The sequence below is a fragment of the Sphingomonas sp. ACRSK genome, from assembly GCF_022346685.1.
GTDB lineage: Bacteria > Pseudomonadota > Alphaproteobacteria > Sphingomonadales > Sphingomonadaceae > Sphingomonas > Sphingomonas molluscorum.
Genome location: NZ_JAKRNR010000002.1, coordinates 199,166 through 223,239, shown reverse-complemented (window position 1 = coordinate 223,239; position 24,074 = coordinate 199,166). Strand labels below are relative to the sequence as shown.

Annotated in this window: 29 protein-coding genes, 1 tRNA gene and 2 riboswitches; of the genes, 7 read left to right on the top strand and 23 right to left on the bottom strand. The window is 67.8% G+C overall.

The genetic code is table 11. The features are described from left to right. Window positions 1–552: 552 nt before the first annotated feature. Window positions 553–900 (top strand): DUF3088 domain-containing protein, encoded by a 348-nt coding sequence (locus MHZ35_RS02350; protein WP_239434219.1) that lies wholly within the window; start codon window positions 553–555, stop codon window positions 898–900. Next, the gene (locus MHZ35_RS02345) at window positions 897–1,034 is read left to right on the top strand and encodes a hypothetical protein (RefSeq protein ID WP_239434218.1); all 138 of its coding nucleotides are present in this window, start codon (window positions 897–899) and stop codon (window positions 1,032–1,034) included. The genes MHZ35_RS02350 and MHZ35_RS02345 overlap by 4 nt, the downstream gene beginning before the upstream one ends. Window positions 1,035–1,061: 27 nt before the next feature. On the opposite strand, the gene MHZ35_RS02340 is transcribed toward MHZ35_RS02345, so the two are convergent. Then, window positions 1,062–1,337 (bottom strand): hypothetical protein, encoded by a 276-nt coding sequence (locus MHZ35_RS02340; RefSeq protein WP_239434217.1) that lies wholly within the window; start codon window positions 1,335–1,337, stop codon window positions 1,062–1,064. 63 nt (window positions 1,338–1,400) lie between these two features. Between MHZ35_RS02340 and MHZ35_RS02335 the strand changes: the two genes are divergently transcribed. Then, complete coding sequence (locus tag MHZ35_RS02335) at window positions 1,401–1,538, top strand: hypothetical protein (protein WP_239434216.1); 138 nt, start codon at window positions 1,401–1,403, stop codon at window positions 1,536–1,538. 260 nt (window positions 1,539–1,798) lie between these two features. Here MHZ35_RS02335 and MHZ35_RS02330 read toward each other — a convergent pair. Next, window positions 1,799–1,873 (bottom strand) — tRNA-Gln (locus tag MHZ35_RS02330). A gap of 46 nt (window positions 1,874–1,919) precedes the next feature. Beyond that, window positions 1,920–3,020: a branched-chain amino acid aminotransferase gene (locus tag MHZ35_RS02325; RefSeq protein ID WP_239434214.1), complete on the bottom strand. Its 1,101-nt coding sequence runs from the start codon at window positions 3,018–3,020 to the stop codon at window positions 1,920–1,922. A gap of 76 nt (window positions 3,021–3,096) precedes the next feature. Between MHZ35_RS02325 and MHZ35_RS02320 the strand changes: the two genes are divergently transcribed. Then, entirely contained in the window at window positions 3,097–3,588 is a 492-nt protein-coding gene (locus MHZ35_RS02320) for a MarR family winged helix-turn-helix transcriptional regulator (protein ID WP_239434213.1), read from the top strand. On the opposite strand, the gene proC is transcribed toward MHZ35_RS02320, so the two are convergent. The 7 genes from proC to cobU all read right to left on the bottom strand — a co-directional run bounded on the left by proC (window position 3,589) and on the right by cobU (window position 8,906). Further along, window positions 3,589–4,401 (bottom strand): pyrroline-5-carboxylate reductase, encoded by an 813-nt coding sequence (proC, locus tag MHZ35_RS02315; RefSeq protein ID WP_342453496.1) that lies wholly within the window; start codon window positions 4,399–4,401, stop codon window positions 3,589–3,591. After that, entirely contained in the window at window positions 4,398–4,898 is a 501-nt protein-coding gene (locus MHZ35_RS02310; RefSeq protein ID WP_132882049.1) for a YbjN domain-containing protein, read from the bottom strand. The genes proC and MHZ35_RS02310 overlap by 4 nt, the downstream gene beginning before the upstream one ends. Window positions 4,899–5,005: 107 nt before the next feature. Then, window positions 5,006–5,305 carry an accessory factor UbiK family protein gene (locus tag MHZ35_RS02305; RefSeq protein ID WP_239434212.1) on the bottom strand — a complete coding sequence of 100 codons (300 nt, stop codon included), beginning with the start codon at window positions 5,303–5,305 and terminating at the stop codon, window positions 5,006–5,008. Window positions 5,306–5,325: 20 nt separating this feature from the next. Then, window positions 5,326–5,880 (bottom strand): TspO/MBR family protein, encoded by a 555-nt coding sequence (locus MHZ35_RS02300; protein ID WP_239434211.1) that lies wholly within the window; start codon window positions 5,878–5,880, stop codon window positions 5,326–5,328. 84 nt (window positions 5,881–5,964) lie between these two features. Then, entirely contained in the window at window positions 5,965–6,720 is a 756-nt protein-coding gene (locus MHZ35_RS02295) for a TlyA family RNA methyltransferase (protein WP_239434210.1), read from the bottom strand. A gap of 40 nt (window positions 6,721–6,760) precedes the next feature. After that, on the bottom strand, window positions 6,761–8,146 hold the full coding sequence (locus MHZ35_RS02290; RefSeq protein ID WP_239434235.1) for an L-serine ammonia-lyase: 1,386 nt from the start codon (window positions 8,144–8,146) through the stop codon (window positions 6,761–6,763). Window positions 8,147–8,247: 101 nt separating this feature from the next. Further along, a riboswitch (glycine riboswitch) is annotated at window positions 8,248–8,336 on the bottom strand. A gap of 45 nt (window positions 8,337–8,381) precedes the next feature. Continuing rightward, window positions 8,382–8,906, bottom strand: coding sequence for a bifunctional adenosylcobinamide kinase/adenosylcobinamide-phosphate guanylyltransferase (gene cobU, locus MHZ35_RS02285; protein WP_239434209.1), 525 nt, complete (start codon window positions 8,904–8,906; stop codon window positions 8,382–8,384). A 69-nt stretch (window positions 8,907–8,975) separates the two neighbouring features. On the opposite strand from cobU, the gene MHZ35_RS02280 reads away from it, so the two are divergent. The 3 genes from MHZ35_RS02280 to MHZ35_RS02270 are packed head-to-tail and all read left to right on the top strand — an operon-like array spanning window position 8,976 to window position 12,344. Then, window positions 8,976–9,962, top strand: a complete 987-nt coding sequence (locus tag MHZ35_RS02280) for an aminotransferase class I/II-fold pyridoxal phosphate-dependent enzyme (protein ID WP_239434208.1) — start codon at window positions 8,976–8,978, stop codon at window positions 9,960–9,962. Further along, window positions 9,916–10,893, top strand: a complete 978-nt coding sequence (gene cbiB, locus MHZ35_RS02275) for an adenosylcobinamide-phosphate synthase CbiB (protein WP_239434206.1) — start codon at window positions 9,916–9,918, stop codon at window positions 10,891–10,893. The genes MHZ35_RS02280 and cbiB overlap by 47 nt, the downstream gene beginning before the upstream one ends. Beyond that, on the top strand, window positions 10,881–12,344 hold the full coding sequence (locus tag MHZ35_RS02270; RefSeq protein ID WP_239434204.1) for a cobyric acid synthase: 1,464 nt from the start codon (window positions 10,881–10,883) through the stop codon (window positions 12,342–12,344). Before cbiB ends, MHZ35_RS02270 begins: the two co-directional genes overlap by 13 nt. On the opposite strand, the gene cobS is transcribed toward MHZ35_RS02270, so the two are convergent. The 13 genes from cobS to cyoB form a co-directional block, all read right to left on the bottom strand. After that, entirely contained in the window at window positions 12,321–13,037 is a 717-nt protein-coding gene (gene cobS / locus MHZ35_RS02265) for an adenosylcobinamide-GDP ribazoletransferase (protein ID WP_239434203.1), read from the bottom strand. The two genes, MHZ35_RS02270 and cobS, sit on opposite strands and share 24 nt — an antisense overlap. Continuing rightward, window positions 13,034–13,603 (bottom strand): histidine phosphatase family protein, encoded by a 570-nt coding sequence (locus tag MHZ35_RS02260; RefSeq protein ID WP_446741003.1) that lies wholly within the window; start codon window positions 13,601–13,603, stop codon window positions 13,034–13,036. The genes cobS and MHZ35_RS02260 overlap by 4 nt, the downstream gene beginning before the upstream one ends. Then, the gene (gene cobT / locus MHZ35_RS02255; RefSeq protein ID WP_239434201.1) at window positions 13,600–14,616 is read right to left on the bottom strand and encodes a nicotinate-nucleotide--dimethylbenzimidazole phosphoribosyltransferase; all 1,017 of its coding nucleotides are present in this window, start codon (window positions 14,614–14,616) and stop codon (window positions 13,600–13,602) included. The genes MHZ35_RS02260 and cobT overlap by 4 nt, the downstream gene beginning before the upstream one ends. Then, window positions 14,613–15,020: a DUF1636 domain-containing protein gene (locus tag MHZ35_RS02250; RefSeq protein WP_446741005.1), complete on the bottom strand. Its 408-nt coding sequence runs from the start codon at window positions 15,018–15,020 to the stop codon at window positions 14,613–14,615. The genes cobT and MHZ35_RS02250 overlap by 4 nt, the downstream gene beginning before the upstream one ends. After that, complete coding sequence (locus MHZ35_RS02245) at window positions 15,020–15,565, bottom strand: hypothetical protein (RefSeq protein ID WP_239434198.1); 546 nt, start codon at window positions 15,563–15,565, stop codon at window positions 15,020–15,022. Before MHZ35_RS02245 ends, MHZ35_RS02250 begins: the two co-directional genes overlap by 1 nt. A gap of 12 nt (window positions 15,566–15,577) precedes the next feature. Continuing rightward, entirely contained in the window at window positions 15,578–17,518 is a 1,941-nt protein-coding gene (locus tag MHZ35_RS02240) for a TonB-dependent receptor plug domain-containing protein (protein WP_239434197.1), read from the bottom strand. A gap of 129 nt (window positions 17,519–17,647) precedes the next feature. Further along, window positions 17,648–17,832: riboswitch (cobalamin riboswitch) on the bottom strand. 55 nt (window positions 17,833–17,887) lie between these two features. Then, the gene (gene cobO / locus MHZ35_RS02235) at window positions 17,888–18,493 is read right to left on the bottom strand and encodes a cob(I)yrinic acid a,c-diamide adenosyltransferase (protein WP_274615581.1); all 606 of its coding nucleotides are present in this window, start codon (window positions 18,491–18,493) and stop codon (window positions 17,888–17,890) included. A 68-nt stretch (window positions 18,494–18,561) separates the two neighbouring features. After that, a complete protein-coding gene (locus MHZ35_RS02230) occupies window positions 18,562–19,092 on the bottom strand; it encodes a response regulator transcription factor (RefSeq protein WP_125959992.1) in 531 nt (176 codons plus the stop codon). After that, complete coding sequence (locus MHZ35_RS02225) at window positions 19,089–20,366, bottom strand: ATP-binding protein (RefSeq protein ID WP_239434194.1); 1,278 nt, start codon at window positions 20,364–20,366, stop codon at window positions 19,089–19,091. Before MHZ35_RS02225 ends, MHZ35_RS02230 begins: the two co-directional genes overlap by 4 nt. Further along, window positions 20,356–21,069, bottom strand: a complete 714-nt coding sequence (locus tag MHZ35_RS02220; protein WP_239434192.1) for an SURF1 family protein — start codon at window positions 21,067–21,069, stop codon at window positions 20,356–20,358. Before MHZ35_RS02220 ends, MHZ35_RS02225 begins: the two co-directional genes overlap by 11 nt. Beyond that, the gene (gene cyoD / locus MHZ35_RS02215; RefSeq protein ID WP_125959995.1) at window positions 21,066–21,434 is read right to left on the bottom strand and encodes a cytochrome o ubiquinol oxidase subunit IV; all 369 of its coding nucleotides are present in this window, start codon (window positions 21,432–21,434) and stop codon (window positions 21,066–21,068) included. Before cyoD ends, MHZ35_RS02220 begins: the two co-directional genes overlap by 4 nt. Then, window positions 21,431–22,060, bottom strand: coding sequence for a cytochrome o ubiquinol oxidase subunit III (gene cyoC, locus MHZ35_RS02210; RefSeq protein WP_125959996.1), 630 nt, complete (start codon window positions 22,058–22,060; stop codon window positions 21,431–21,433). The genes cyoD and cyoC overlap by 4 nt, the downstream gene beginning before the upstream one ends. Window positions 22,061–22,062: 2 nt before the next feature. Beyond that, window positions 22,063–24,066 (bottom strand): cytochrome o ubiquinol oxidase subunit I, encoded by a 2,004-nt coding sequence (cyoB, locus tag MHZ35_RS02205; protein ID WP_239434191.1) that lies wholly within the window; start codon window positions 24,064–24,066, stop codon window positions 22,063–22,065. Window positions 24,067–24,074 lie beyond the last annotated feature (8 nt).

Genomic DNA, 24,074 nt, shown 5'->3' with positions numbered 1-24,074 from the left:
TCCTCACACGGCTCTTGGCTGGCTGACGCCAGCTGAATATGCTGCATCCGCCGGGGTTAACCCCGGCGGATGCAAGCCGGAAGCTCGCATCACGCCCGGATGAGAAACCGGGGGACCGTCACTTCAAGGGCCGGTCTCTAGTTCCAGGTGGATGAAGAAACGGGGGTCACGTCACGCGCTCAGGAACGATGAAGCTTGTTAGCGATAACGAAGAAGAAGCACGCGGCGCGGATCTCAGTCACGCAGCCAGGCGCACGGTCCTTCACTTTCCCACGGCGAAACCGTCCTGTTGCCAACGGCCAGCGAATCTGCGGCGACGCGACCGCTTTCCTGCCTCAGGGGAACGGCCGCTAACCACTCATTTTCCGCGGCTCCAGGTGGAGGTACCCTCCGGCTCGCTCCGGGAGACACCGCCGAAGACCTGGTTCCTAGACAGCGTGTGGTCGAGCGGCACCCTCGTCGCCCCCCTCCGGCTAGATCGACACCAGGCGCACCTCTGGCTGTTCGATTTCCTTACGCTAAAGGAGACCCTCACGAAGAGAGGCGCTCCCGATGGACCGAGACAAGCTCATTATCATCAAGCCCGACTTTGTTGATCCGGCCTTGCCGGGCGCACGCTTCTACTGCTGGCACTGCGCCTTGATGGAAGGCGTCCTCGTCAGCTTTCCTACACTGGCGACGCGTATCGACGTTCTTCGGGTCGACTGGGCCCGACCGAGGCAAGCGGTCATTGAGTTGGTCGGAGCCGAGAACCAATCGCTCCCGCTCCTCTTGCTGGCCGATGATGCCGGCGCTCGAATGGCAACCGGGAGCTATAACGGACAAGCCTTCGTGCAAGGCAAAGATGCGATCCTGGAGGCGCTGGCGCGCCGACACGGAATTCCGTTCCCGCATCCATGATCAAGAAGGAGCGCACCAGCTTCGACGCTCGCTTTCGAAAAGAGCTGGCGCGCCGTCCGCCGAACCGGCTGCGGCAAGGCGTCGGACGTTCCGCGCTCGATCCGGAGGCGGGCGCTGATCGCTTCACAACCTAGTCGCCTCAGCGCGCACTAGCACTGCTTCTACAAGCCCTCCTCATGCTCGATGCAGGCGGTAACTCTGGCGTCGAAATAGGCGAGAGCAGCGGCTCTCTTGTCCGGAGGCAGCATCGGAAGCGCGAATGGCGCGGTTCTCCCCAACCCGAGGGCGGCGCCGCAGGCGGTGTCCTCCTCTGCTTGTCGCGAACAAGCGTAGATCGCATCCTCAAGCTGGGCACTATGCACCGCCGCCGAGCAGGACCGGACGCTATCGGCCAGGCTCGGCTCTGCCAGGCCCGCCACCAGGATCGTCAGAAACACTGCAGGCCTCTTTCTGTGTGCCGCCTGCTGGCGGACTGGCAAAGCTGACGCCACTCGGCAACGGTGAGCAAATCCGCCGACAACCTGCCGACCCTTCCCATCCGCCGCCGCGCCGGCGATCGACACAACGATCGATTGCAGGAGCTGGAAGAGGTGACCGGCGTCGCCGCCAGCTGGCACGATCACGGCGCCGCGAAGTAGTTGACTGCGCCCGCAAGCTGCCCGCACCCCTGCCAACAAAGCGAGCACCTCCGCGGCGACGGTGGCCGAGAGCACCGTCAGAAATCGCCGCAATGCTTAGTTGGGCGGTCTCTACGGTCCCCGGATGCCCGATCTCTACCAGGCGATGACCGCGTCGCTGAGCGAGTCTGCCGTCACCGAACTCGAAGCAGCTTAACGCGCAGCTGCGGAATGCCGTCGAAGCGAGCACCACAAGGACAAAAGAAGCGAATAAAAAGAGTTGGCTGGGGCGGCAGGATTCGAACCTGCGAATGCCGGTACCAAAAACCGGTGCCTTACCGCTTGGCGACGCCCCAACAGCCGCGGGGCCTTATACCGGCCCCGGGCGTGGTGGGAAGGGGGTTATGCGTCGATCCGCTCAAGCCAGCCGTACGGATCCTCCGTGCGGCCCCGCTGCAGGTTCACCAACGTGTCGCGCAGCGCGATCGTACGCTCGCCCGGGCCGCCGTTGCCGATCGAGAAGCTGCCCTGCGGCGAGGATACCTTGCCGATCGGGGTCACCACTGCCGCGGTGCCGCAGGCGAATGCTTCGCGAAGCCGGCCGCTGTGGGCATCTGCCTCCCACTGGTCGATCCCATAGCGTTCCTCGCGCACCGTGATCCCCTGGTCGCGGGCAAGGCGCAGGATCGAATCGCGGGTAATGCCGGGCAAGATCGTGCCGGTCAGCGGCGGCGTCAGCATGCTGCCGTCGTCGAACACGAAGAAGATGTTCATGCCGCCCAGTTCCTCGACCCAGCGGCGCTCGGCTGCATCAAGGAAGACGACCTGGTCGCAGCCCTGACGGATCGCCTCCGCCTGCGCCACCAGGCTGGCCGCATAGTTGCCGCCGCACTTGGCGTCACCGGTGCCGCCCGGCGCTGCGCGCGTATATTCCTGGGACACCCACAGCGAAACGCTCGGCGCGCCGCCCTTGAAATAGGCGCCGACCGAAGATGCGAGCACGATGTAGAGATACTCGGCCGAGGGCTTCACCCCCAGGAACACCTCGCTCGCGAACATGAACGGGCGCAGGTAGAGCGCCCCGCCCTCACCCTCGGGAATCCAGTCCCGCTCGACCAGCGAGAGCTCCCGGCAGGACGCGAGGAACAGCTCCTCCGGCAGCTCCGGCATCGCCATGCGGCGCGCCGAACGACGGAAGCGCTTCGCGTTCTCTTCCGGACGGAAAAGGCCGACGCCACCATCCTCGAGCCGGTACGCCTTCAGCCCCTCAAAGATTTCCTGCGCATAGTGGAGCACCGCCGCTGCGGGGTCCATCTGCACGGGGCCGCGCGCGACGATCTGCATGTCGTGCCAGCCCTTTTCGTCGGACCAGCGTGCAATCGCCATGTGATCGGTGAACACGCGACCGAAGCCCGGGCTCACCAGCTTGTCCGCACGCTCGCTGGCCGGGAGCGGCGAGGCGTTCGGCGTAAGAGGAAAGCGCGTTTCGGACTGGTCGATCATGATCTGCTCCGCAATCGGACGGCGCGGTGCCGTTCCGGCTTGCCGTGGCCTAAGCCCACTGGCAGAACAGGTCAACATGACTGTCCCAAATCGTGCAGCCTCGGCCCAGTTCCTCCGCGAGACGGAAATCCGCCGCGGCTTCGAGCTGCTCTATTTCGGGCATTCCAATCTGACCCGCGTGACCGACGCCGAGCTGGAAGCCCACAAGCTCGGCCGGGCGCATTACCGGGCCCTCTACTTCATTGCGCGCAAGCCCAGCCTGTCGGTGAGCGAACTGCTGCGGCTGCTCGCCATCACGAAGCAATCGCTGGGGCGTGTGCTGGGCGAGCTTTCCGAACGCGGATTGGTGGAAAGCCGAAGCGACGACCGCGACGCACGCAGGCGGCTGCTGAAGCTGACGCCGGAAGGCGCCGCGCTGGAGAGCCGCCTGTATCAGCTCGTGCGGGAGCGGCTGGCAAAAGCCTATCAGACGGCCGGACCCGAAGCGGTCGCAGGGTTCTGGACGGTGCTCGAAAGCCTCATCCCGGACAGCGACCGTCCGATAATCCGGGCACTCGGCGAGCGCTGATCAGCCGCGCGCGGCGGCCGCCATCTCGGCGTTGCGCCGAGCCGATGCCGCCAGCGTCTCCGCCATCAGACGACGCAGGACATCCTCGCGGTCGAGCACGTTGAGGCCCTCGCGGGTGGAGCCGCCCGGGCTCGCGACCCGGTCGGCCAGGGTCGCGGGCGAAGCGTCCGTCCGGCTGGCCAACGCTCCTGCGCCTTCGACGGTCGCGATCGCCAGGCGTCGCGCCTGGTCCTCCGGAAGGCCGAGTGCCGCGCCCGCCGCGCCCATCGCGTCGATGAAGCGAAAGACGAAGCCGGGGCCGCATCCGGACAGCGCGGTCACCGCATCGAAGAGCCCCTCCTCGGCGATCCATTCGACGGTGCCGAGCGGGGCCATCAGCGCCGTCGCCGCACCCCGCAGCCCCTCATCGGTGCTATCGCTGTGCAGCGCCACCACACCCTTGCCGATCGACACCGGCAGGTTCGGCATCGCGCGGACAATGGCATCCGCCTGGAATCGCGCCGCAAGCGCTGCATTCTCCACGCCTGCCAGGATCGAGAGCAGAAGCCTGGGGCGAAGCTGCGCAACCGCGGTCTGCGCGATGGCGTCGAGCTGCTGCGGCTTCACGCCCAGCATCACCGTCGCTGGTGCAGGCGCATCGGCAGGCACCTCGGTCAGCACGCGAATGGCGTCGATCGGCAGCGAGCCGCTGCGATTGATGACCGTGACGTCAGCCGCGGACACGTGTCCGGTGTCCAGCCAACGGCGCAGCATCGCGCCGGCCATGTTGCCACATCCGATCAGCCAGATCGGGCCGGCGAGCGGCTGCGTCACGCCTCGCCCCGCGTCTCGATCATCGAGGCGGCGATTGCCTCTCGCGGAGACTTGCCGCCCCACAATACGAATTGGAACACCGGGTAGAAGCGCTCGCACTCATCGATCGCGGTATCGACCAGAACCTCGGCCTGCTCCAGCGAGAGCGCCGCTTCCTCGACATCGATCATCGCTGCGTGGCGGAACAGCAGGATGCCGCTCGACGACCATAGTTCGAAGTGGCCGATCCACAGCTGCTCGTTGATCAGGCCGATCGCCTCATAGATCGAGCCGCGACGATCGTCCGCCACGCGCACGTCGGGAAAGGCCAGGAACTGGAGCACGCCGTCGTCCGCGCGCCAGATCGCGCGCAGCTCGAACTCGGTCCAGCTTCCCTTGACCTTGGCGACGATCTCATCCTCGTCGCGCTGGTGCGACCAGCCGTGCGCGGCGAAGTAGCGCTCCAACATATCGATCGGAGCGGCAGCGTCGCGATCATCCTCGGCTTCGTCGAGCATCAGGTCCTTTCCGGATGGGCAGTCGTCATGGTTCGGAAATGCCAAGCGGCGCGCACCGACACAAGGTCGACGCGCGCCGCTTGGTCCAGAAAGCTGGGGAAAACCCGTTAGCCGATGCTGTCGCCCGCAAGCGGTTCGGCCGCCGTGGGGGCCGTGCTTCCGCCGGCGAGCTTCGCCTCCAGTGCTTCCAGTCGTGCCCTCAGGCCATCTGCCTCGTCCCGCGCGGCAACGGCCATCGCCTTCACGACCTCGAACTCGTCGCGGCTGACGAAGTCGAGCCCGCCGACGAATTCACGCACCCGCTCGCGCGCTGCGCTTTCGCCCTCGCGCGCCATGCCAGCCAGGGTGCCGGCAGCGCCGTTCACGAACTTGGCGAAATCGTCGAAGATCCGGTTTTCGGATTGCATGTGTCAGGTCCTTCCCGCGTCTAGATCGCCATTTGGGCAGACGAGGTCGCGGGCACAAGGGTTTCGGCACCCGGATTACGCCGATCGATCTCCCAGGTGAGCGCCGTCGCCAGGATCAGCCACGCGACATAGGGCACGAAAAGCAACGCCGCACGCGGGCGGATCCGGGCAAACAACCAGGCCGTAAGCGCCACCAGAACAAGCAGCACCAGGATCAGCGCCAGGGCCGCGGACACGCGATGCGCTCCGAAGAACAGCGGCATCCAGGCGAGGTTGAGCACCAGTTGCACCACAAAGGCGCTGACGGCGATCCCACGCCCGCGCGCGCCTCGCGCGTCGAGCACCATGGCCAAGGCCACGCCCAGCAGCAGGTAGATCAGCGTCCAGGCGACCGGAAAGGCCCAGTCCGGGGGCGTGAACCACGGCTTTGCCAAGGCGGCGTACCAGGCGTTCTGGGATCCAGCGGGAACCAGGCTGCCGGCGACCAGTCCCAGGAGGAGGACGAGCGGCACGGTCACGATCGCCCACCGCAGGAAGCCCGCACGCAATTGCGCTCTGGAAGCGATCTCGTTCACGCGCTCAATCCTGTTCATCCGGTCGCGTTGTCTGCGGTGCGGCCGGGTGCAATGCAAGCCGGAGCCGCCACTCAGAGCCTGTCCCTATTCGGGACCGCCGCCCTCGTCGGGAGCATGGGCTGCGATGAGGAACTCGACGTTGCCTTCGGGACCGGTGATGGGGCTCTGCGTCACGCCCTCCACCTGCCAGCCGCGACCGCTGAGCCAGTTCGCCACCTCCTCGCACACGCGCGCGTGCACGGCGGGATCGCGGACGACGCCGCCCTTACCCACCTCCGCGCGCCCGGCCTCGAACTGCGGCTTCACCAGCGCGAGCAACCGTGCGCCCGGCTTCGCGAACCCCATCGGCACGTCGAGCACCTTGGCGAGCGCGATGAAGCTCGCATCGCAGACGATCAGGTCCACCCGCTCCGGCACATGCGCCGCGGTGAGGAGCCGCGCACTCGTCTGCTCGTGCACGATGACCCTAGGGTCCTGGCGGAGCTTCCAGGCGAGCTGGTTGGTGCCGCTGTCGACGGCATAGACGCGCGCCGCCCCACGGGTCAGGAGCACGTCGGTGAAGCCGCCCGTGGACGCGCCGACGTCGATCGCAACCGCGCCGTCGACCGTCCAGCCGAAGTGATCGAGGCCATGGGCGAGCTTCACGCCGCCGCGGGAAACCCAGGGATGGTCGCGTCCGCGCACGTCCAGCACGGCATCGTCCGCCAGCTGCTGCCCGGGCTTCTCGATCTTGCGATCGCCGACGAACACGAGGCCGGCCATCACCAACGCCTGCGCCCGCGTACGGCTCTCGGCGAGGCCTCGGTCGACGAGCAGCTGGTCGGCACGGATTTTGGGCATGGCGGCCGCATGGACCGGAACGGCCCCCGGAGGCAAGCCGTCAGCAGGCGACGACGTTCACTGCCAGCCCGCCCAGGCTCGTCTCCTTATACTCGGATCGCATGTGGTCGCCGGTCTGACGCATCGTCTCGATCACCGCATCCAGCGGCACGATATGGCTGCCGTCGCCGTGCAGCGCCAGATAGGCGGCGTTGACCGCCTTCACCGCGCCCATGGTGTTGCGCTCGATGCAGGGCACCTGCACCAGGCCGCCGATCGGGTCGCAGGTCAGGCCCAGGTTGTGCTCCATGCCGATCTCTGCGGCATTCTCGATCTGCTGGTTCGTGCCACCAAGCACCGCCGCAAGCCCCGCTGCCGCCATCGAGCAGGCGACGCCGACCTCCCCCTGGCACCCCATCTCGGCAGCCGAGATCGACGCGCGCTTCTTGTACAGGAAGCCAATGGCGGCCGCGGTCGCGAGCAGCACCCGCGAGCCCTCCGGTGTCGCTCCTTCCACGAACCGCTCGTAATATTGGAGCACTGCCGGGATGACGCCCGCGGCCCCGTTCGTGGGCGCGGTAACCACTCGTCCGCCGGCCGCATTCTCCTCGTTGACGGCCAGCGCCCACAGGCTGATCCATTCCATCACCGAAGCCGGCGCCGCTCGATCGCTGCGCGCAGCCAGCGTCGTGTGCAGCGCCTTGGCACGCCGACGGACGTTCAGGCCCCCCGGGAGCACGCCGTCGGTCGCACAGCCCCGTTCGATGGACGCGAGCATCGCTGCCCGCACGGCGTCCAGAAAGGCATCGGTTTCCTCGCGGCTGCGCCAGGCGCACTCGTTTCGGCGGACGATCTCACCGATCGAAAGGCCGGTCGCCTCGCCCAGCTCGAGCAACTCGGCACCAGAGGCGAACGGATGCGCGACCGCGGCGTTGGCGATGTGCAACCCGGCGCCCGCCTCCACCACCACGCCGCCGCCGATGGAGAAATAGGTCTGGGTGCGTTCGCCTTCGTACGCATCCCAGGCGGTGAAGCGAACCGCATTGGGATGCCCGGGCAGGAATTCGTGCGAGAAGACGATGTCGTCCGCGCCGAACGCGATCGGCACCCGGCCGCCAAGCTGCAATCGGCCGCGTTCGCGCACCGCCCGCAGGATCTCCGCTACTGCGTCGGGATCCACGGTATCGGGCAGATGGCCGGCAAGCCCGAGCACGACGGCGCTGTCCGTCGCGTGGCCGCGTCCCGTCAGCGACAGGGAACCGAACAGCTCGCAGCGGACACGAACCGGCTGCAGCGCCTCCAGCGCCGCCTCGGCAAAGCCATGGGCCGCCCGCATCGGCCCCACGGTGTGGGAGCTCGACGGCCCGATGCCGATCGTGAACAATTCGGTGACGCTGATCGCGCGGCGCGCGTCGGCGCGGCTGTTCTGGGAAGGATCGTCCGGCATGATGAACTCCCCGCCTCCAGGCGGTTGCATGCCCCCTCTGTCCTTCCTGCCTGAGAATGCTATCCCGTCGGCGGACGCCAGCGCGCCTCTCTCCAGATGTTGATGACGACCGGTCCTTCTGCCTGAAAGTTTCCGGGGCGGTTGCTCCTTCGGCGCCGGGCTGGTGCCCGATCTCTCCCATGTCGTCGCACCCGTGCTGCCGCTTGCGCCGGGCAGGTGTCAAGCCGGATCGGCGTCACTTCACGATGATGGGGATGCCGGCCACGGTCATGTGCACCTGGTCGGCCACCGCGGCGACGCGCTGGTTGACGGTGCCGGCAAGATCGCGGAACGCCCTGGCGAGCGCGTTGTCGGGCACGATGCCGAGCCCGACCTCGTTGGCTACGAGGAGCACCTGCCCCCGCGCGCGCTCCAGTGCCGCCAGCAACTGCGCCAGCCGCGCCTCGGCATCCTCCTCGCCGAGCAGCAAGTTGGAGGCCCACAGCGTCAGGCAGTCGACCAGCACCACGGCATCCTCGTCATCCGCGGCCGCGATCGCGCTGGCCAGGTCGACCGACGCCTCGACGGTCGTCCAGCGGCCGTCGCGATCCGCCTGGTGCCGGCGAATGCGATCGGTCATCTCGTCGTCGAACGCCTGGGCAGTCGCGACGAAGACCAGCCGACCACCCGACGCCTCTGCCAGGCTTTGTGCGTAGCGGCTCTTGCCCGAACGGGCGCCGCCCAGCACCAGCATCGTGCGTCCCGATCGTTCGATGCTCATCCTTTGCCCCTTGCCTGTTGCTCCGCCAATGCGGATGGAGGCTGCCGCACCCCAAGTAGAGGCTCCGCATTGCGCGCATTGATGTTCCACGGCGGCTGCCTCGAAGAGGCGACGCACTGCTTTCCCGATGCGCCGCAGCCATGGCTCGATCTCTCCACCGGGATCAACCCCGTTGCATGGAGCCCGACGATTGCGCCCGACATCGACCTCGATCGGCTACCCTCGGAGCGATCGCGCGCGGCACTGGAAGCGGCCGCCGCCGCCGCGTTCGGGGCGCAGCATCTGGCGATCACCGCATTGCCGGGCACCGAACTCGGGCTACGGCTGCTCAGTGGTCTCGGGTTGCCGTCGCCGCACCGCCACGGTGCGCCCGGCTACCGAACCCACGCGGATGCCCTCGCCTGCAGCGACATGGTCCCGATCGATGCGCTTGGAGCGGTCGGCGACGGCACCTTGCTGCTCGCGAACCCGAACAACCCGGACGGCCGCGTGGTCGCGCCCGAACAGATGCTGGACCTGGCCCGTCGTCTTGCTCGCGCAGGTGGCGTGCTGGTGATCGACGAGGCCTTCGCCGACGCGACTCCAGAGGTAAGCGTGCTCCCGCATCTGACGCCCAAGGATCGGGTGCTCGTCTTGCGGTCGTTCGGGAAGTTCTTCGGCTTGGCCGGCGTCCGCCTGGGCTTCACCTGTGGCGCGGCGGATCTGGTGGCGGCGTTGCGCGATCGGCTGGGAAGCTGGCCGATCTCCGCCCACGCCATCGCGCTCGGCACTGCCGCCTATGGCGATGCCGACTGGATCGCCGACGCCCGCAAGCAGCTGGCCGAGCGCTGCGGGGCTCTGGATGCCGTGCTGCGTCGTCATCACCTCGAGCCGCAGGGCGCAAGTCCGCTATTCCGTCTGATCGAGGACGCAGCGGCGCAGGCGATCTTCACCGACTTGGCGCGCCAAGGCATCCTGACCCGGCCGTTCGACTATGCGCCCGAGTGGCTGCGCATCGGCCTTCCAACGGATGCGGCGGCGCTGGCGCGGCTTGATCGGGCGCTCTCCCATCGCTGAGCCGATCGCCCTGCTCGCGCTTGCGATCGATGCCGCAGTCGGGTGGCCCGAGCGGCTCTATGCCCGCGTCGGCCACCCCGTCGGCGGCTTCGCGCGCCTGATCGGTGCGTGCGAGGCGCGCTGGAACGTTCCCGACCGGCCGGAGTGGAGCCGCCGTGCCGCCGGGGTTCTCACGGTCATGCTCCTGATCGTCGCCGCAGCGGGTGGCGCCTGGCTCCTCGAACGAACGGCCCGCAACCTGCTGGGTCCTTATGGCTGGATCGGCGTGGCGCTGTTGGCGGCACCCGGCCTGGCACAGCGAAGCCTCGACGATCACGTCCGGCCGGTTGCAGCGGCCCTGCTGGCCGGCGACCTGCCGAGGGCGCGTGCTGCAGTCTCCCGCATCGTCGGCAGGGACACTGCCGCGCTCGATGAAGCCGCCGTCGCGCGCGCCGGCATCGAAAGCCTTGCAGAGAGCTTCTGCGACGGCATCGCGGCACCGCTCTTCTGGCTTCTGCTGCTGGGACTGCCGGGGCTTTGGGCCTACAAGGCGCTCAACACTGCGGACAGCCTGATCGGCCATCGAGAGCCGCGCTGGCGTGCCTTCGGCTGGGCATCGGCGCGGCTCGACGACCTCGCCAATATTCTGCCGGCACGATTGGGTGGCGCCCTCCTCTGCCTTGCTGGCGCCGGCGGATGGCGAACGATGTGGCGCGACGCCCGCCGTCATGCGTCTCTCAACGCTGGCTGGACGGAAGCGGCGATGGCCGGCGCCCTTCGCGTCCGGCTGGCCGGGCCGGTCGCCTATGATGGCGTAACGGCGGACAAGCCGTGGATCGGCGGCGAATATCGGGACCCGACTTCAAAAGACCTTTTCAGAGCGCTCCGCGTCTATCGTCGCGCCTGTCTCTTTCTCTGGGTGATTGCAGGAGCCATTGCATGGGTGCCGTGATGTTGCAGGGGACCGGCTCCGATGTGGGCAAGTCGGTGCTGGTCGCGGGCCTCTGCCGGGCACTCGCCAATCGCGGCCTGCGCGTACGTCCATTCAAGCCGCAGAACATGTCGAACAACGCCGCGGTCACGGCGGAAGGCGGCGAGATCGGCCGTGCCCAGGCCACCCAGGCCCTGGCTGCGCGGGTCCGACCCACCGTCGACATGAACCCCGTGCTGCTGAAACCTCAGGGGGACCGCACCTCGCAACTGGTAGTGCGGGGGCAGGTGCGCGGCATTCTTCGGGCTGCGCAATGGCGCCAGGGTCGCGAAGGCCTGCTGGACGAGGTGCTGGCGAGCTACCGGCGCTTGCAGGCCGAAGCGGACATCGTCGTGATCGAGGGCGCCGGCTCGCCTGCCGAAATCAACCTGCGCGCCGGCGACATCGCCAACATGGGCTTCGCGCGCGCAGCCGGGGTGCCGGTGGTGCTGGTCGGCGACATTGACCGGGGCGGCGTGATCGCCTCGCTGGTCGGCACGCGCGCGGTAATAGACCCCGAGGATGCCGCCATGATCCACGGTTTTCTGGTCAACAAGTTTCGCGGGGATCCGGCGCTGTTCTCCGATGGCTACCATGCGATCGCAGAACGGACGGGGTGGCGCGGGTTCGGCGTGGTGCCGTGGCTCGCGGACGCGGTCAGGCTGCCGAGCGAGGATGCCGTCGTGCTCCAGCAATCCCAGGCCGTGAGAGCGGATCGCGTGGTGATCGCCTGCCCCATCACCGCCCATATCGCCAACTTCGACGACCTCGATCCCCTGCGCCTCGAACCCGACGTGGAACTGGTGATGGTAGCGCCCGGCAAGCCGATCCCGGCAGAGGCGGCGCTGATCGTCCTTGCCGGCTCCAAGGCGACGATCGCCGACCTTCGTTTCGTGCGCGCGCAAGGCTGGGACATCGACATCCGCGCGCATCATCGGCGCGGGCGGCCCGTGCTGGGCCTCTGCGGGGGTTATCAGATGCTTGGACGCAGCATCGCCGATCCGGAGGGGGTTGAGGGTCCTGCGGAGAGGGTCGGCGGCCTCGGGCTGCTGGCAGTCGACACCGTGCTCGGAGGCGACAAGACGCTGGCAGAGGTCCGCGGCACCGCCAACGGCGCGGCGTTCGAGGGCTATGAAATCCATCTCGGCCGGACCACGGGCGCCGACACGGCACGCCCGGCGGTGCGCTTCGAAGACGGCCGGACGGACGGCGCGGTGAGTGCGGATGGGCTGGTGACCGGAAGCTATGTGCATGGTCTGCTGGGGCTGGCCGCGCAACGGCGCGCGTGGCTCGCGCGGATCGGCGTGGCAGGCAGCGGCCCGGACCACAGCGCTTCCGTCGACCGCGCGCTCGACGGTATCGCGGCGGAGCTGGAGCAGCATGTCGACATCGACGCGCTGATCGCGCTGTCAGCCTTGGCCGATCGTCACTAGCGCCACCAGCAATCCGGTCTCCACCAGCTCGATTCCTGCACCATGGGCGTCGCCGGTGATCCCGCCCAGGCGTCGCCGGAACCAGGCCGCAGCAGCCCCGATCAGCAGCGGCGCGACGATCAGGGAAGGCACTGCGACGCATGCGGCCGCCAACACGGCCGCCCAGCCCCAAAGATCCCGCGCGCGGACCGCGGAGGCCACGGTTGCGCCGAGCCCAGCCGGTTTGAGCGGCCGGACCCAGCGTGCCCAGGCGAGCGGGCCCATGCGGGCGGCAAACGGCACCAGCACGAACGGAAGCCATCCGGCCCCCGCCGCGCCATGAAGCAGCACCAGCTTCGCCAGCAGCTGCAACACGATCGCCACCACGCCGAAGCTTCCGACACGGGGGTCGGCCATGACCGCGATCAGGCGGCTACGATCCCCGTGCGCGGCACCGACCCCATCAGCGACATCGGCAAGGCCGTCGAGATGCAGCGCGCCCGTGACGCCGACCCAGCAGGCGAGCGCCGCAAGCGCGCCGACCCAGGGGTCGGCGAGGCTCCCGAGCCACCCCGCCCCGGCAACGAGCGTCCCTACCACCAGCCCCACGACCGGGTAGCACCGGATCGCGGCCGCGAACGCCTTGGGGTCAGCGGACACCGATGGAACCGGCAGGCGGGTGAGGAAGCCGAACGCGAGCAGCAGCCCCTTCATGGGCGCAATGCCAGGATCTGCGCGGCGGGTGCCTCGCCGCGCCAGAGGCGTAGCGAGAGCACACAGGCATAAGGCAGGTCGAAGGCCCAACTCTGACGCCGGTCGAAGCCGCAGGCGGCTACCAGAGCCGCCCGCATGGCGCCCGCATGAGTAACGATCAGGCTGCCGTCCCCGACCTCTTCCAGGGCCCGGGCGACGCGTTCAAGGAGCGTCGACCAACGCTCCCCACCGGGTGGCGGCGCTCCATCCGGATCGTCCCAGAACCCGCGGAGAGCCGTAGCGTCCACCTCTTCCGGGCGCCGTCCATCCCAGTGTCCGAAATCGAGTTCCCGCCACCGTCCATCAAGGCCCAGCGGTACCTCGTGATCCGCCGCGACCGCCGTGGCGCAGTCCACCGAGCGGCGCAGATCGGACGCGACCACCTGCCGGATGGCCAATTCGGCCGCAGCCGAACGGCATGCCCGCACCCCGTTGGGGAGAACTTCACAATCCGTGCTGCCAAGCAGCCGGCCGGCAAGCGCCGGCTCGCCGTGGCGCATCAGGTGAAGATCGATCGGCGCCGTCACGCCTCGGAAACGCCTGCCTCGGCAAAGCTCGCCATCTGGTCGTGGGTCGCGATCGCGGCGCGCACCACCCCTGCTGCAATCGCAGCGCCGCTGCCCTCCCCCAATCGCATTCCCAGAGACAGGATCGGGGTGAGCCCGAGCCGGTCGAGCAGCCGCGCATGACCGGGCTCGGCCGAGCAATGTCCGGCGAGGCAATGCCCGACGATGTCCGGGTTGGTCGCCGCAAGCGGAGCGACGCCGGAACAGCAGATGAAGCCGTCCAGCAGCACGGGGACGCCTGCCTGCCGTGCTGCAAGCACCGCGCCGGCGATGGCGACGATCTCCCGTCCGCCCAGGCGCCGGAGGATCTCAAAGGCACCCGATGCCGCCTTCGCGTGACGGGTCAGGGCGGCGTCGACTGCCGCGACCTTGGCTTCGAATGCACTACCGTGGACGCCGGTACCCGGCCCCACCCAATCCCGCGCGCCGCCGCCGAAGCTCGCTGCCGCTAGTGCGGCCGCCGCGGTCGAGTTGCCGATGCCCATCTCGCCCAGCACGAGCAGGTCGAGATCCGGCTCGACCACCGCGGCGCCCGCATTGAGCGCCGCGAGGCACTCTTCGGCGGACATGGCGGGCGCTTCGACGAAGTCCTCCGTCGGGCGGTGGAGATCGATCGGGACGACGACCAGTTCCAGCCCGGCGGCACGGGCCAAGGCATTGATGGCGGCGCCTCCGGCTTCGAAGTTGGCGACCATCTGCGCCGTAACTTCGGACGGAAAGGCACTCACGCCTCGGGCCGCCACGCCATGGTTGCCCGCGAAGATTGCCACCCGCCCCCGGTCGATCCGAGGACGCTCGCGTCCCTGCCACCCGGCGAGAAACAGCGCGATCTCCTCCAGCCTTCCCAAGGATCCGGGTGGCTTGGTGAGGACGTCCTGACGGGCGGCAGCAGCACCGCGCGCTGCCGCATCGATGCTCCGAAGGCTTCCTAACGCCGCTTCGAACGCTGCGGCCGAAGCGAAGAAGCCGCTCATGCCACCACGAAGCCGGCGGGCGGCATGCGCGTCAGGAAGTGCCCCTTCACACCTTCCGGCCAGTCGCGATAGGGCACCTGTCCCGCATCGCTCTCTGCATACAGGACTGCATAGTCCAGGATAGCACGTGCCGCACCTTCGTCCGGCGTGAAGCGCCCGAGGACGTAGCCGACCTTCTCCGGCGCGCGCAGATGCACGGTGCAGGAGTCCCCGCAGGCGAACAAGCAGGGCATCTCCTCGACTGCCACGGCCTCATACGCGGGGTCGCTCGCCTGCACGGCCCGCAGTGCCTCGACCAGGCGGGCACCGCTTCGCTTGCCGCTGTCGCCGGTCTGGTCCTCACCGGGCACGCGGCAGGTGTTGCAGGCGACGATCGCCGGCCCGCTGGCCGCTGGCTTCAGGATCATGCGAGCGCACGCTCCGTCTGCACGGGCGGCACGCCGAGGCTGATGAGCAGACGGTGGAGAACCAGCAAGCCTGCGAGCACGGCCGCATTGCGCGCGAGCTGGCGCAGCAGCACGTCCGGAGCGAAAGCCGCGGTCCCGCCATCCAGCACTAGCGTCCCGAGAAGGATCATCACCTTGAAGGCGACGAAGGACGCGACGAAGCTCAGGCCGAGCCGGGTGAGGAGCCCCGCCCCCGATCGCGCCGCTGTCGAGTGCGCTGCGATGGCGCCCGCGACGGCCGCGAGCCCCATCACCCCACCCCAGCCGAGGCTGTTGGCGGCCAGAGGGTAATCAAGCCAGCAGAAGCCGACGAGCTGGCTCACCGCCCATGCGAGCAGCGCGAGCGACACCCCGTCCTTCGCCCGCATGTGCACCGCCGCCAGGGCGGCAAGCGCCGGGAATGGCGTCGCGCACTTGAACACCAGGGTGGTCGCGACGCTCGCCACGGTGAGCAGCAGGATCCAGAGCGCCGATGCGGCTTGCGAAGAACGGGGTGTCGTCATCGATCATTTCCCTCAGAAGCGGCCGCGCAGACCTGCATAGACGCTGCGGCCGAGCGTGCCGTACCGGTAGACGGTGGCATAGTCCTCGTCGAACAGGTTCTCCACCCGCGCGAAGAGCCGCACCTTCGGGCTCAGCGGGACCTCGCCCCGAACGTCGACCAGCGTATAGTCGTCCAGTCGCGTCGTGTTGGCCGCATTGTCATAGCTCTTGCCGGCCCAGCGCAGCGCCGCGCCCAGGGACGCACCACTCGGCAGGCTGTAGGTCGCGGACGCATTGGCCGTGTGGCGGGGACGCCGCGGCAACCAGTTGCCATAGGCGCTGCCGGTCGAGCGGTTCTCGGCCTCGGTCCAGCTGTAGTTGGCGTCGGCGGTCACCCGCGAACCCAGGCGGGCAGCGACGGTGGCTTCCACTCCGCGGGCAAATGCGCGGGCGATGTTGTCATAATAGCCCCAGCGCGCGATGTCGGTGCCGGGGATGACGCAGAGCGGGTCCGGTGTGGCGCCGCAGCCGATGTATTCGACCAGGTCGCGGGTCCGGCGCTCGAAATAGGTCGCCGAGAGCGTCACTGCACGGTCGAACAGGCGCTGCTCGACCCCCGCCTCCCAGCTCCGCGCGCGCTCCGGGTTGAGGGCCTGGTTCCCGTATTCGGAGAACAGCTGGTAGAGCGTCGGCGCCTTGAAGCCTTCGGAGTAGCTGGCGCGAACCACGGTGCCCCACGGCAGTGCCCAGGCTCCGCCCCCGGCGAAGAGCGTCTTGCTGCCGTAGCGGTTGTGGTTGTCCTGCCGCAGCCCCGCAGTCAGGGTGAGGCCGTCGATCACCATGCCGTTGATCTGCCCAAAGACGCCGGTGAGTTCGGCCTTGCCGCGTGCCGGCTCCGGCACCGGGTCCGACAAGGCGCCGGAAGGGGAAACGGAGCGGAAGCGCGACTTCTCGTTCTCGATCCCGAACACGGCGTTCCATCCGGTCGCGATCGCAAGGCTGCCCTGATACTCGAGCCGCTCGTTCCGGCCTGCCGCGTCGAAGGTCTTGGGTCGCTCGCGCGCCGGATCATAGTTGTCGCGGTTGGTGTCGGTATAGCCGTAGCCGAAGCGGTTGCGCAGACGGCCACCCAGAAGGTCGACGTTCAGGCCCGCATATCCCACGAACTCACGGTTGCGCGAATACTCCAGGCTGTCGCCGGCGAACCCGTCGATCTCCACGCGTCCATTGGCGTAATAGCCCCGCACCTCGGCGCTGACGCCGGTCGCCAGCTCGAGCCGCGCGCGGCCCTGCGCGCTTTGGTTCGTATAGCCGTCCGCCTCGCGGCCACCGAAGTCGGGTGCCACTGCCGAGACACCATCGGTAGTGAACGTCTGACCGCCGACGCGCCACGCGAGCGGGCCGGTCTTCCCGCCCACCGCGGCGCGGGCGCTCACGGTGTCGCGTGACCCCGCCTCGACATCGAAGCTCCCCTCGAGATCGCTCTGCGGCAGCGGCGTCACGACGTTGACGACGCCGCCGATCGCCTGGCTGCCCCAGAGGATCGACTGGACGCCCCGCAGCACCTCGATGCGGGAGGCATCCCCCACCAGCAGGTTCGCGAAGTTGTAGCCGCCGCCCGTCGAGGACGGATCGTTCAGCTTGACACCGTCGATCACCACCACCGTCTGGTCGGCTTCGGCACCGCGGATGCGAACCGAGGTGGCGGTACCGAAGCCGCCGTTGCTCGACAGGCTGACACCCGGGGTGCGGAGCAGCAGCCCTGCCACGGTCAGGTCCTGGGCCTGGTCGATCGCTTCCTTGTCGAGCACCGTGATGGATGCGGCGACCCGATCGGCAGCGACGGGCGTGCGGGTGGCGGTGACGACGACCTCGTCCGAGGCCGGGGCAGTCGCAGCGTCGGGCGCCGGCGCCTCCTGTGCAAAAACGGGAAGCGAAAACAGCAGCGGCAACGGCGCAAGAACTCGGATCATGAAACCCCCTTCAACATGCAACGCCCGCTGCTTGCCGGGAGAGGGCGCACGCCCTCGCCCCCGCAAGCATGCAGGCTGACGATGTCGTCGCTCGGGTTTCCCCGTCCGTTCGGCGCACCCTGACCGATCGAAGGACGACTGCGTCAGGCAGGTCTCCTGGCTCGCGGGTCTCAGCCGGTCCTCGCCGCCTTCTCAGGATCACTCCCAATGGCGTATGGCGCGGTGGCTCGCCGCGTACAGTTGCAGGGGCAGCCGGGGTTTTCCCGTTCCCTTTTCATCCCCGTCTCCGGGGAACCTGTCGCATGCCGCCCGGTAGCCGCGCCGCCGGGCGGGGTCAATCGCGCTGCGTTGCTGGGGTTGCGCGCGCGATCAGAATTCGATCCCGGCCTGGGCCTTCACCCCGTCCCGGAACGGATGCTTGACCTGCGTCATCTCGGTGACGAGGTCGGCCATGTCGATCAGCGCCTGCGGCGCGTTGCGCCCGGTGACGACGAAATGCTGCCGAGGCCCCCGTGCCGCAGCCGCCGCCAGCACCTCTTCCACTGGCAGATAATCGTAGCGCAGGACGATGTTGAGTTCGTCGGCGATCACCATGTCGTAGGTGGGATCCTCCAGCATCCGCTTCACCTCTTCCCAGGCGGTGCGGGTCACGGCGATGTCGCGGGCGCGATCCTGGGTGTCCCAGGTGAACCCCTCCCCCATGGGGCGAAACTCGATGTGATCGGAAAGGGCGTCGAACACCGCCTTTTCGCCGGTATCCATCGCCCCTTTGACGAACTGAATCACACCCACCTTCATGCCGTGGCCGATCGCGCGCACCGCCATGCCGAGCGCCGCGGTGGTCTTCCCCTTGCCAGGGCCGGTGTGGACGATCAGCAGCCCCTTCTCGATCGTCTTGGTTGCCATCATCGCCTGGCGCGCAAGCTGTACCTTGCGCATCCTGGCATTGTGGCGCGCGTCCTTGTCCTGCTCCAACCCACTCTCCTGACAGCAAATCCGCGCCCGCCGTCGCGCCGCGCACCGCGGTCGTCAAGGCGGCCGGATCAGGAAAGGTGGCGCTTCTCCAGCTTCCGGGCGAGGGTACGCCGATGCATGCCGAGCCGCCGCGCGGCCTCCGACACGTTGAAGTCGCTCGCGGCCAGCGTCTGGTGGATATGCTCCCACTCCAGCGTCTTGATCGTCGTGGGGGTGGCGGAGACCTCGACCTGAGCGTCGCCGCCGGGCCGATCGAACGCCGCCTCGATCTCGTCGGTGTGCGAGGGCTTCGTCAGATAGTTGGTGGCGCCCAGCTTGATCGCCTCCACTGCCGTCGCGATGCTCGCAAAGCCCGTCAGCACCACGATCCGCATCTCCGGGTCCGCGGCATGAAGCTGCTCGACACAGGCAAGGCCCGATGCCCCGCCGAGCCGCAGATCCACGACCGCGAACTCGGGCGCAAACCGATCGACGATGCCGGCCAGATCCTCGAGATCCGCCGTCACCTCCACCTGGTAGCCACGCCGCTCGAACGACCGGGCGAGCGTGCGCGCGAAGACCGCATCGTCCTCGACGATCAGGAGCCTGCGGTCGGTCATTCCGTCTCCTCCAGCGCGAGCGAGGCGATCGGCAGCGCCAGCACCACCTCCGCGCCGCCGCCGGCCCGGTTCTGTGCCTCCAGCGTGCCGCCCAGCGTCCGCAGGACGTTGGTCGCAAGGAACAGCCCCAGGCCGCCCGCTTCCTTGCTGCTGCGATACGGCTGCCCGACAGTCCCCAACATATCCTCCCGAAAGCCGCGTCCGTCGTCCCGGACCGCCAGCACCAATATGGGGCCGTCCATCACCGCCGCCAGCGTGATCGACCCGGCGCCGGCCTCGGCCGCATTGTCGAAGAGGTTGGTGAGCGCCTGCGCCAGCGCCCGATCGGCGACGATCGGCCGGTCGGGACCCAGATGGCTCTCGAACCGGAGAGGAACCGGGCCCTTGCCGCGCCAGTCTTCGACCACGCCTTCCAGGAAGCGATGCAGGCTGGTGCGCACCGGCGCCTCGCCGGTGACTTCGCCCGCGGCGAACAGGACGCCGCCCAGGATCTTCTTGCAGCGGGCGATCTCGTCCCGCATCTCGTCTACCTCCGCCGCCAGCCGCGGACTGCCGGCGATGGCGGGCTCCTGCCGCCAGTCGCCGAGCGCCACGGAAAGCGACGCGAGAGGGGTTCCCAGCTCGTGCGCGGCACCGCTCGCGAGCAATCCCATGCGGACGATATGGTCCTCTTCGGCCGCTCGCTGGCGGATCGCCGCTAGGTGCGCGTCCCGATCGCGGACGTTGCGGGCCATGCGGGTCACGAACGCGACCAGCAGGATCGAGGTGAGCGTGAAGTTGAACCAGTTGGCGGCCATGAACCCCGGGGACAGATCGCTCGCCAATGCCGCCGGCAGCGGCAGCGGTCGATGCACCACCGCAAGCGCTGCAAACGCCACGCTGGTCATCGCCACCAGCGCCCAGCTCGACCAGGCGGACAGCAGCACCGCGCCGATGACGACCTGCAACAGGTAGAGGGTCACGAACGGGTTCTTGGCCCCGCCGGACAGGTAGAGCTGGACCGTCAGCGCACCGACATCGACCAGCAGCACGCCGAACATCTGGAGGTTGGTGGTCGATCTGCCCCGACGGAACAGGGCGAATAGGTTGAGGCCGAGGAGCACCCCAAGCGTCGCCAGCATCGGCGTCAGCGGGAGGGCGATGCCAAGGCCGAAGTGCACGGCCAGAATCGCGGTCAGCTGCCCCCCGATCGCGATCCAGCGGAGCTGTACCAGCAGCCGCTGGTTCCGGCTCCCGGCGTCGCCGTCGGCGCGAAAGGCGATGCTACGCGTCATGTGGCGGCGCCTCGTGGACCTCCCTGCCCCAGCGGCGGGCGACCGCGACCATCACCAGCAGACCGGCGGCCAGCCCGAACCAGGTGAAGGCGTACCCAAGGTGATTGTTCCGGAAGCGGACGACCGTCAGGCCGCCGCGCGGCCATCCGGAACGTGGTCCGACGGCATCGATGAAATAGGGAGCGACATTCTCAAGCCCCCGTTTGTTGGCGATCGCTGCGACATCGCGCGAGTACCAACGATCCTGCCCGGGATCGTTGCTGCGCAGGAAGCCACCGCCGGGCTCCGTCACCCGCAACAGCCCCTCCACGGAGACCTGCCCTTCGGGCGCCGCCACCTTGCCGCGCAGTTCCGGCGGCACGAAGCCCCGATTGACCAGGAGCGTGAACTTGCCCGTGTCGAGCGGCGTCAGCACCCAGTATCCGGGACCGAGCTGCGTGCTAGCCTGTACGAAACTGTCCGCACCGGCCCGGTACCGGCCGCTTGCGATGACGCGGGTATAGACGTCCCCGTCATCGATGCCGCCCCAGGCCGTGGGCCCCGGAGCCGCGACAGGTGGAGCGTGCAGTCGCTGCTCCACCTGTGCGATCAACGCCAGCTTCCAGCTACGGCGTTCCAGCTGCCAGATCCCCAGCGCCACCAGCGCTGCAAAGACCAGGGCAATCAGCGTGCCCAGCGCGAGCCGGGCGACACGCTGCTTCACATCGCTTCCATGGCCTCGGACGCCATCTCGGGCATCATGTTGAGGTTCATGTGGTACATGACCCAGAGCGATCCGGCGACCACGATGACGACGATGATGATCGTGAAGATCAGCGCCATCAGCGTCCAGCCGCTTTCCGACTTGGTGTTCATGTGCAGGAAGTAGATCATGTGCACGACGATCTGCACCATCGCCATCGCCGTCACGATGCCCGCGGTCACCCGCGGATCCGAGAAGGCGTTGGTCATGACGAGCGCGAACGGGATCGCCGTCAGCACGACCGACAGGAGAAAGCCGATCACATAGTCGCGGCGCGAGCCATGTGCTTCGCCGCTGGCGTGATGGGCCACGGGTTCCGCGCTCATCGCAGCACTCCCAACAGATAGACAAAGGTGAAGACGCCGATCCAGACGACGTCGAGGAAGTGCCAGAACAGCGAGAGGCACTGGAGGCGACGCTGGTTGGCGGCGATCAGGCCACCGCGGCTCACCTGCACCATCAGCACCACCAGCCAGATGATGCCGAAAGTGACGTGCAGACCGTGCGTGCCGACCAGCGTGAAGAAGCCCGACAGGAACGCACTGCGCCACGGACCCGCACCTTCATGGATCAGGTGCGAGAACTCGTAGAGCTCGATGCCCAGGAACGCGAGGCCGAACAGGCCGGTCGCGGCCAGCCAGCCAAGGGTCGCGCCCTTGTTCTGCTCGCCGGCTGCGATCATTGCGAAGCCATAGGTGATCGACGACAGCAGCAGCATCGCGGTGTTCACCGCGACCAGCTTCAGGTCGAACAGCTCGTGCGGTCCGGGACCGCCCGCCAGGCTGCCGCTGTAGACGCCGTAGCAGGCGAACAGCATGGCGAAGATGAGGCAGTCGCTCATCAGGTACATCCAGAAGCCCAGCATGGTGCTGGACCCGGCGTCGTGATGATGCTCGTCGAGCTCGTAGAACATGGGCGCCTCGGCGCCGGGCGGAATCGTGGCCTCGGCCATCGTTATGCTGCTCCTGCCGCGGCGAGCTGACGCCCGTAGGCTTCCTCGGTGGCGGTTACTTCGGCGGCCGGGATGTAGAAGTCCCGGTCATAGTTGAAGCTGTGGATGATCGTCGCTGCGATCACGCCCAGCAGGCCCAGGGCTGCCAGCCACCACATGTACCAGATCAGGCCGAAGGCACAGATCGCGGAGAACGCGGCGATGATGAGGCCGGCACCCGTGTTCTTGGGCATGTGGATGTCGCGGTAGCCACCGGTCGGACGAACGGCCTGACGGTTCTTCATGTCGTACCAGGCGTCCAGGTCGTGGACGATCGGCGTGAACGCGAAGTTGTAGGCCGGCGGCGGGGACGAGGTCGCCCACTCCAGCGTGCGGCCACCCCATGGATCGCCCGTCAGGTCGCGCAGCTGGTCGCGCCGCAGGATGCTCACCCCGAACTGGATCAGCATGGCGAGGATTCCCACCGCGATCAGCGCGGCACCCAGCCCTGCGATGATGAACCAGATCTGGAGCGACGGGTCCTCGAACACGCGCAGGCGACGGGTAACGCCCATGAGGCCCAGGATGTAGATCGGCGCGAACGCGACCCAGAACCCGACGACCCAGCACCAGAAGCTGACCTTCCCCCAGAACGGGTCGAGGCGGAAACCCATGGCCTTCGGCCACCAGTAGTTCACGCCTGCGAACAGGCCGAACAGCACGCCGCCGATGATCACGTTGTGGAAGTGCGCGACCAGGAACAGCGAGTTGTGGAGGACGAAGTCCGCTGGCGGCACCGCGAGGATGACGCCCGTCATGCCGCCGATCACGAAGGTCAGCATGAACGCGACCGTCCACATCATCGGCAGTTCGAAGCGCACGCGCCCCTTGTACATGGTGAACAGCCAGTTGAAGATCTTCGCTCCCGTCGGGATCGAGATGATCATCGTCGTGATGCCGAAGAAGGAGTTCACGCTCGCGCCCGAGCCCATCGTGAAGAAGTGATGGAGCCAGACGAGGTACGACAGGATGGTGATGACGAGGGTCGCGTAGACCATCGACGTGTAGCCGAACAGGCGCTTGCTCGAGAAGGTGGAGGTCACCTCCGAGAAGATGCCGAATGCCGGCAGGATCAGGATGTACACCTCCGGGTGGCCCCAGATCCAGATCATGTTCACGTACATCATCGGGTTGCCGCCCAGGGTGTTCGTGAAGAAGTTGGTTCCGGCGTAGCGGTCGAGCGACAGCAGCGCGAGCACCGCGGTCAGCACCGGGAATGCGGCGACGATCAGCACGTTGGTCGCCAGCGACGTCCAGACGAACACCGGCATCTTCATCATGGTCATGCCCGGCGCGCGCATCTTCACGATGGTCGCGATCAGGTTGACGCCCGATAGCAAGGTACCGACACCCGCCACCTGCAAGGCCCAGATGTAATAGTCGACACCGACGTCCGGCGAATAGTCGAGGCCCGACAGCGGCGCCATCGCCAGCCAGCCGGTGCGGGCGAACTCGCCCACGAACAGGCTGACCATCACCAGCGCCGCGCCGAACGCCGTCATCCAGAAGCTGAAGTTGTTCAGGAACGGGAAGGACACGTCGCGGGCGCCAATCTGCAACGGCACCACCAAGTTCATGAGGCCCGTGACGAACGGCATCGCCACGAAGAAGATCATGATCACGCCATGGGCGGTGAAGACCTGGTCGAAGTGGTGCGCGGGCAGATAGCCCTCGCTGCCGCCGAAGGCCATGGCCTGCTGCAGACGCATCATCACCGCGTCGGCGAAGCCGCGCAGGAACATGATCAGCGCCAGGATGATGTACATGATCCCGATGCGCTTGTGGTCGACGGTGGTGAACCACTCCTTCCAGAGATAGCCCCAAAGCCGGAAATAGGTGAGCGCCGCGACCACCGCGACGCCGCCCAGCATGACCGCCCCGAAGGTGACCAGCAGGATCGGCTCGTGGATCGGGAAGCTTTCGAGCGTCAGTCGCCCGAAGATTGTCTTGAGAATGCTGTCTGACATGGTTCGGC

Excerpts from the sequence above, each read along its gene's own strand:
- MHZ35_RS02305 (WP_239434212.1), bottom strand. The coding sequence starts at position 5,305 with ATGCAATCCGAAAACCGGATCTTCGACGATTTCGCCAAGTTCGTGAAC.
- cbiB (WP_239434206.1), top strand. The coding sequence starts at position 9,916 with ATGCGGCGGCGCTGGCGCGGCTTGATCGGGCGCTCTCCCATCGCTGAG.
- MHZ35_RS02225 (WP_239434194.1), bottom strand. The coding sequence starts at position 20,366 with ATGACGCGTAGCATCGCCTTTCGCGCCGACGGCGACGCCGGGAGCCGG.
- cyoD (WP_125959995.1), bottom strand. The coding sequence starts at position 21,434 with ATGAGCGCGGAACCCGTGGCCCATCACGCCAGCGGCGAAGCACATGGC.
- MHZ35_RS02325 (WP_239434214.1), bottom strand. The coding sequence starts at position 3,020 with ATGATCGACCAGTCCGAAACGCGCTTTCCTCTTACGCCGAACGCCTCG.
- MHZ35_RS02295 (WP_239434210.1), bottom strand. The coding sequence starts at position 6,720 with ATGCCCAAAATCCGTGCCGACCAGCTGCTCGTCGACCGAGGCCTCGCC.
- MHZ35_RS02245 (WP_239434198.1), bottom strand. The coding sequence starts at position 15,565 with ATGACGACACCCCGTTCTTCGCAAGCCGCATCGGCGCTCTGGATCCTG.
- cobT (WP_239434201.1), bottom strand. The coding sequence starts at position 14,616 with ATGAGCGGCTTCTTCGCTTCGGCCGCAGCGTTCGAAGCGGCGTTAGGA.
- MHZ35_RS02230 (WP_125959992.1), bottom strand. The coding sequence starts at position 19,092 with ATGACCGACCGCAGGCTCCTGATCGTCGAGGACGATGCGGTCTTCGCG.
- MHZ35_RS02350 (WP_239434219.1), top strand. The coding sequence starts at position 553 with ATGGACCGAGACAAGCTCATTATCATCAAGCCCGACTTTGTTGATCCG.
- cyoB (WP_239434191.1), bottom strand. The coding sequence starts at position 24,066 with ATGTCAGACAGCATTCTCAAGACAATCTTCGGGCGACTGACGCTCGAA.
- MHZ35_RS02290 (WP_239434235.1), bottom strand. The coding sequence starts at position 8,146 with ATGCCGGACGATCCTTCCCAGAACAGCCGCGCCGACGCGCGCCGCGCG.
- MHZ35_RS02310 (WP_132882049.1), bottom strand. The coding sequence starts at position 4,898 with ATGCTCGACGAAGCCGAGGATGATCGCGACGCTGCCGCTCCGATCGAT.
- cobS (WP_239434203.1), bottom strand. The coding sequence starts at position 13,037 with ATGAAGGGGCTGCTGCTCGCGTTCGGCTTCCTCACCCGCCTGCCGGTT.
- cobU (WP_239434209.1), bottom strand. The coding sequence starts at position 8,906 with ATGAGCATCGAACGATCGGGACGCACGATGCTGGTGCTGGGCGGCGCC.
- MHZ35_RS02320 (WP_239434213.1), top strand. The coding sequence starts at position 3,097 with ATGACTGTCCCAAATCGTGCAGCCTCGGCCCAGTTCCTCCGCGAGACG.
- MHZ35_RS02345 (WP_239434218.1), top strand. The coding sequence starts at position 897 with ATGATCAAGAAGGAGCGCACCAGCTTCGACGCTCGCTTTCGAAAAGAG.
- cyoC (WP_125959996.1), bottom strand. The coding sequence starts at position 22,060 with ATGGCCGAGGCCACGATTCCGCCCGGCGCCGAGGCGCCCATGTTCTAC.
- MHZ35_RS02270 (WP_239434204.1), top strand. The coding sequence starts at position 10,881 with ATGGGTGCCGTGATGTTGCAGGGGACCGGCTCCGATGTGGGCAAGTCG.
- MHZ35_RS02240 (WP_239434197.1), bottom strand. The coding sequence starts at position 17,518 with ATGATCCGAGTTCTTGCGCCGTTGCCGCTGCTGTTTTCGCTTCCCGTT.